This is a genomic window from Sporosarcina sp. P19 (assembly GCF_002743165.1).
Classification (GTDB): Bacteria; Bacillota; Bacilli; order Bacillales_A; family Planococcaceae; genus Sporosarcina; species Sporosarcina ureae.
The window spans coordinates 212280-218742 of record NZ_PDYR01000004.1; the positions used below are offsets into that span (position 1 = coordinate 212280).

Below are 6463 nucleotides of genomic sequence, written 5' to 3' on the forward strand. Positions count from 1 at the left end.
TTTTTCTGTTATTTAAGTAATTTAATATAAAGTATGCACAATATCTGGGGATTAGCTGTTCATAAAGGGGATAACTTAAAGATTACCCACAATCTACTTTAAATGTCTTAGAAATCTCGTGATGACGATGGAGTTTCATGAATATGATAAAGTAGGACGTAGAAAGGGTGATGAGTAGAATGATTCGTCCAGCACATTTAGTACAAGGTGATGTAATTGGGATTGTGGCACCTGCCAGCCCTGTAGAACGTGAAGTATTGGAGCGTTCATTTCAATTTTTGGAGCAATTGGGTCTGCGCTATAAACTAGGCCAGTCCGTGTATAAGAAAAATGGTTATTTGGCAGGGACTGATGAGGAACGGCTGGCTGACTTGCATGAGATGTTTAAAGATCCCGAAGTGAAGGGAATTCTCTGTGCGGGTGGTGGTTACGGCTCGGCACGCTACGCAGAACAACTGGATCTCGATTTGATCCACGACCATCCGAAAGTGTTTTGGGGGTTCAGTGATATTACGTATCTACATACCGCAATTCGTCAGGGATCAGGACTCGTTACATTCCACGGACCGATGCTTGCATCATGTGTCGCACAAGACGAGTTTCATGAAATGTCGGGAAAAATGTTCGGGCAATTATTTACGCCTGTAGAAGTTCATTATTCTGAAGCCATCTCGCCGCTCGAAACTATTGTAGGCGGTGTTGCAGAAGGCGAAGTGGTCGGTGGTAACTTGACGCAACTAGTCAACAGTCTAGGCAGTGAATTTGAGATTAAGACGAATAATCGATTACTTGTACTTGAGGATGTGGGTGAAGAGCCTTATAAAGTGGATCGTCTACTTAATCAATTACGTCTCGCAGGTAAGCTTCGCGAAGCAGCAGGTATCGTGATTGGTGATTTCGCGAAAGCGACACCAACGAAGCCGAATGCTTCACTCGCATTGGATGACGTGTTTGAACATTATTTTGGCAAACTAAATCAGCCTGTCGTAAAGGGATTCCGTATCGGTCATTGCGAACCGAATATTGCAATTCCATTTGGTGTGAAAGGACGTTTGGATGCAAATAGTAAGACGCTAACTATCTTACCGGGAGTGGAGTAATTGCAAATTCGCACGGTGGAAACATTCCTCGTGTCATCCTCATTGCGTAAACCGTTTATCACGGCGCTGCGTACTGTTCATACTGTGCAATCGGTCATCATCAAACTAACAACTGACGACGGTCTGATTGGCTGGGGGGAAGCGGTGCCCACGCATGTCATAACAGGTGATTCCATCGGTGGCATTCGTTATGTCATCCATGATGTTCTTGCACCTATATTGATTGGCGGAAATATCATACAGCGAGAAGTAATAATGGAAAGAATACAACGGGCAATTATGGGGAATACGAGTGCAAAAGCTGCAGTGGACATGGCAGTGAATGATTTGTTCGGACAGCTTTGCGGTTTACCTTTAGTCCAAGTGTTAGGCGGCTACCATCAAAGCTTGAAAACAGATTTGACAGTCAGTGTCGGGAAGCCTACTGAAATGGCCAAGGAAGCGGCAGAACATATTGCCAAAGGTTTTGATACGCTCAAAGTGAAAGTAGGTACAGGTAGCTTTCAACAAGAAAGAGAAAGGATTCACGCTATTCGTCGAATCGTTGGCCAAGATATCACGATTCGCCTCGACGCCAACCAAGGTTGGAAACCCAAAGAAGCCATTCGCCTAATTCGCCAGTTGGAAGATGACGGAGTTGATTTGGAATTAATAGAACAGCCAGTTGCCGCATATGATGTAGAAGGCTTGAGAGACGTGACAAGACAGACAAGCACGCTGATCATGGCAGATGAATCATTATTTTCAGCGAGAGATGCAAAAAGATTGCTGGAGATGCGCGCAGTGGATGTACTGAATATCAAATTGATGAAGTCGGGGGGGATCCGCGAAGCCTTGAAAATCAATACATTGGCTGAAGTACATGGCATAGAGTGTATGGTCGGAAGTATGATGGAGACAGCAGTTGGGGTGACGGCAGCTGCCCATATAGCAGCAAGTCAACCGAATATAACGCGAGTAGATTTAGATGCACCACTATTATTAGCAGAGGAATTATCTGCAGGGGGTGTACACTATTACGGATCGCGTATGGAATTGAGTAAGGAGTCAGGACTAGGATTTGATTCGAAACGGATGATGCAATGGGTGAAGGAGCATGCATGTGAATGAGAAATGGATGTGCGCGGTAAGCGTTGCGACAGTATGGACTGATCCTGATTCTCCTCGTGTAGCTGATCTCCCTGCCTTGGATCATCCTGTGCAAATCGATAGATGGCTTTCCCAGTTATCCTATGAAGAACGTCTAGCGCTAAGTAACAAAGATCAAATTCAAACGCAATTATTATACGGTGAATCTGTGATTGTCGAAGAAGTGGTTGGTGACTGGGCGCGTATAATTGCTAGCTCCCAGCCAACCCGTAAAGATCCTCGAGGTTATCCTGGGTGGGTGCCGCTTGTTCAACTTTCCATGAAGAAGCGAATACAGACAGAAGAGTTTGTCAGAGTGACTTCTCCAAAAGCAGCTCTGTTTGATGAATCAGGTACATTCTTCTTACGTGTTTCTTTCAATACAATCTTTCCATCCGCAGAACGACGCGGCAAGAAGATACGTGTATGGACACCGCATGGCTGGAAACTGCTAAATGTATCTGATGTCGAGCGTGTAGGAGAAGAATCAATTCACCGTCCGCTAACAGCGGGAAGACGCTTTATTGGCTTGCCGTATTTATGGGGAGGCATGTCCGCCTGGGGCTTTGATTGCTCAGGATTCACCCGAGCTATATGGAAAGCGTGTGGAATTTGCTTGCCGCGTGATGCAGTGGATCAGGCAGAAGAGGGCAGATCCATCTCGCTCGACTCTGCAGATTGGCAAAAAGGTGATTTGATCTTTTTCAAGAATGAAGAGCAACGTATTCATCATGTGGCGATGTATGTGGGCAACGGAAAGATTCTTCACGCACCTTCAACTGGGAAATTAATTGAACAAATCGAGCTGAAGAAGTCTGCTTATGCCGAAAATGTCTGTAGTGTGCGAAGAATTATCTAATCGAATATGCAATACATCAAGAAAGAATTGGCGCTGACTCCCTTCTTTTATGTATACTTGAAAGAACGTACTAAAAAGGGAGTTGTCGTAATGTCTGAACAAAAGCCGATGAGCGAGTCGAGAACCATCCAAAGTAAGCTGGTCTTACCGCCGGACACGAACCATATTGAATCAATCTTTGGAGGAAAAGTTCTCTCCTATATCGATGAAATCGCAGCTATATCAGCTATGAAACACGCAGGTACTAGAGCTGCGATTACTGCTTCGATCGATTCTGTCGATTTCGTTTCTCCAGCCTTGCTGGGCGATGTCATTGAACTTGAAGCGGTAGTCACTTCCGTTGGTCGCACATCTATGGAAGTTTTTATTTCGGTTCATTCCAAAAACTTGGTGACAGGTGAAGTGAGGTTGACGACAGAATCATTCTGTACGATGGTTGCAGTAGATGACACAAATCGTCCGATCCCAGTGGCGGAAGTGTATCCTGAAACGGAATTAGAAAAACGTCTATTCGATACCGCACCTGCACGACGTGAACTTCGTAAGCAGCGCAGATTGATGAAACATTAATAAAAGCGCAAGGAAGAAATGGGGCAACCGTTTCTGCCTTGTGCTATTTTTATGAAAACTTCCTAAAATAATCGTGTATATAAAAACAGCAGTGGATGAATAGGCCGTAGCCCGTTCATTCACTGCTGTTAAATTGTATTAGTTATTACTGCTGAACGTACGGACTAGTCCAAGTACTGTTCCACCAAGAATAAATGCAAACAATGCATACATGATATAGACGAACCACATGAATATCCACTCCTTTGATCAGTATCCTGCCTATAATTGTAACACCTTGACAGGCGCGTTGCAATGGACTTTGTAAGACAACTGTGGCGGCTGTACGACTGAAAGAGTGAGTGTTTGCTATTTTATCGTTCGCTTTTTAATAAATCACGAATTTCAGTAAGTAATTCCTCTTTTATATCCAATGGTTTTTCTTCAGGTTCTTCTTCAACTGCCTCTTCCGGCTTCATTTTCAACTTCATAAGTACTCGTAAGAAGACGAAGATCGAACCTGCGACAATTAGGAAGTCAATAATAGATTGAATGAATAGACCATATTTGATTACAGAATCACCAATTGTATAGCTCAATTCTGAAAAGTTGAGACCACCTAATAAAATGCCAATCAGTGGTGTCATAATGTTTTCGACTAAAGAAGAAACAATCGTTCCGAAAGCGGCACCAATTACAACACCGATTGCCAAATCAAAGATATTCCCTTTAAACGCAAACTCCTTAAAATCCTTCCACATAGAAATAACCTCCTTGTATAAACTTCATCGTGTTTTACTTTGTTTGTAGATTACCTGATCTTTGTCGTTGGAATCGTTGATAGAATGCAATGGATGCGAACAACCAGACTGAACTAGCTAGCACCCCGCCGACTATATCGCTTGGGAAATGAACACCCAAGTATATTCTACTGACTGCAATCATGACAATCATCATAGCTGCAAGAATGATAATCACAACTTGGCCTCCTGTATTCTTTACATTCCTCCATAGGATATAGGCAAGTATCGTATATAGGCTGAATGCCATCATCGTGTGTCCGCTAGGAAAGCTATACCCGCCAATGTCGATTAGACGATTAAAATCAGGACGTTCCCGTTTGAAGATGAATTTAAGTACTTGATTAAGAATGCCTGTTCCAGCTAGTACTATAGCGAATAGTACCGCTTGGGCACGATGTTTCTTCCATAACAGCACTCCAAGTGTCAGTATGGCCAACAGAACAACCGATGTAGTAGAACCGATGGTAGTAAATAGTTTCATAATAGACGTCAGCCCTGGAGATTCTGCGCTTTGCACAAAGTCAATTATAGGTTCATCAAAACTAGAAATCGTTTGCAAATGAATCGATCTGGCAATGTAGGCGAAAAAGCCGGTAAACAAAATACAAATAATCCAAACGGCTAATAAACGAAGTGATAGTTTATGCATGGTATACATTCCTTTCTATAGTTGTATATTCTGAACGATTGTAAAATGAATGTACAGCGAAATGTAGAGGTTTGTACCGGTTAATGTCGAAGTTTTATGTGGTGTGTAGAAGGTGCCTTTGTTAGACGCGGTATAGGACATTTTCAGAACAGTAGTTTTCCTAAATGAGTGACGAGTGCCTGTCGAAGTACGGTACAGTTCATGGTAAGTAAGAAGCTGCTTGGGGTTGTGGTTCTTGCACGTGCTTTTTCTTTCCTGTTTGATCAGGAGGTTATGGTTTAGCTGGCAGTGTAAGTGGCAAGTCCGTTGTCCCTACTACGGCGCTGGCGGATGGCTTTCGCGAGGAGCCATAGACAGGAAAGTGCGCCTGTCTATGGCTCAACGCTACGCTTACCACTGCAGTCGCCTTCGTTGCATCGGGTGTAGGGCAGTTCAGGTAGTTGTTTTTAATCGTCGAAGTGCTGTCGTATTACGTTTCTATTTAGCATGCCTAATATGCGGCGTTAGGTTGTGGTTTAGCTGGCAATGTAAGTGGCAAGTTCATTGCCCCCACTACGGCGCTAGTGGATGGCTTTCGCGAGGAGCCACAGACAGGAAAGTGCGCCTGTCGCTGTCTCATTGCTACGCCTACTACAGCAGTCGCCTTCGTTGCATCGGGTGTAGGGCAGTTCATATAGGTGTTTTAATCGTAAAAGTGCTTTTGTATTCCGTTTCTATTTAGCAGGCCTAATAAGCGGCGTGCGGTTGTGGTTCTTGCACGTGCTTTTCTTTTCCTTGTTCAATTAGGTGGTTGTGGTTTAGCTGTCAATCTAAGTGGCAAATTCATTGTCCCCACTACGGCGCTGGTGGATGGCTTTCGCGAGGAGCCACAGACAGGAAAGTGCGCCTGTCTCTGTCTCCTCGCTACGCCTACCACAGCAGGCGCCTTCGTTGCATTGGGTGTAGGGCAGTTCGTCTAGTTGTTTTAATCGTCGAAGTGCTTTTGTATTCCGTTTCTATTTAGCATGCCTAATAAGCTGCATTCAGTTGTCGTTCTTGTACGTGCTTTTCTTTTCCCTGTTCAATTAGGAGGTTGTGGTTTAGCTGGCGATCTGAATGGCAAGTTCATTGTCTCCACTTCGGCGCTGGTGGATGGCTTTCGCGAGGAGCCACAGACAGGAAGTTCGCCTGTCTCTGTCTCCTCGCTACGCCTACCACAGCAGGCGCCTTCGTTGCATTAGGTGTAGGGCAGTTCGTATACTTCCTTTTCAAAAATAGAAGATCAGTATCACTACGTCATTGATTTTATTCTAGTTAGAACCACAATCAAAATAAATACTACTCAGTAGCACAGGCACAACTGCGGGGTAGGCCGTGGCCATGAGACAACTGGCGG

At 44.2% G+C, this 6463-nt stretch carries 6 protein-coding genes; 4 read left to right on the top strand and 2 right to left on the bottom strand.

Annotated elements, in window-relative coordinates; translation table 11 throughout:
• Positions 1 to 170 precede the first annotated feature (170 nt).
• The 4 genes from CSV74_RS07120 (at position 171) to CSV74_RS07135 (ending at position 3657) form a co-directional block, all read left to right on the top strand.
• Positions 171 to 1100 (top strand): S66 peptidase family protein, encoded by a 930-nt coding sequence (locus CSV74_RS07120; protein ID WP_099691147.1) that lies wholly within the window; start codon positions 171 to 173, stop codon positions 1098 to 1100.
• Positions 1101 to 2210: a mandelate racemase/muconate lactonizing enzyme family protein gene (locus CSV74_RS07125; RefSeq protein WP_099691127.1), complete on the top strand. Its 1110-nt coding sequence runs from the start codon at positions 1101 to 1103 to the stop codon at positions 2208 to 2210.
• Positions 2203 to 3087, top strand: a complete 885-nt coding sequence (locus CSV74_RS07130; RefSeq protein ID WP_158231764.1) for a C40 family peptidase — start codon at positions 2203 to 2205, stop codon at positions 3085 to 3087. Before CSV74_RS07125 ends, CSV74_RS07130 begins: the two co-directional genes overlap by 8 nt.
• A gap of 90 nt (positions 3088 to 3177) precedes the next feature.
• Entirely contained in the window at positions 3178 to 3657 is a 480-nt protein-coding gene (locus CSV74_RS07135) for an acyl-CoA thioesterase (protein ID WP_029053333.1), read from the top strand.
• A gap of 353 nt (positions 3658 to 4010) precedes the next feature.
• Here the strand turns inward: CSV74_RS07135 and mscL are convergent, their stop codons facing one another.
• Both mscL and CSV74_RS07145 read right to left on the bottom strand, forming a co-directional pair.
• Positions 4011 to 4397, bottom strand: coding sequence for a large conductance mechanosensitive channel protein MscL (gene mscL, locus CSV74_RS07140; protein ID WP_099691129.1), 387 nt, complete (start codon positions 4395 to 4397; stop codon positions 4011 to 4013).
• Between the two features lie 34 nt (positions 4398 to 4431).
• On the bottom strand, positions 4432 to 5088 hold the full coding sequence (locus CSV74_RS07145; RefSeq protein WP_158231765.1) for a phosphatase PAP2 family protein: 657 nt from the start codon (positions 5086 to 5088) through the stop codon (positions 4432 to 4434).
• Positions 5089 to 6463: the final 1375 nt, after the last annotated feature.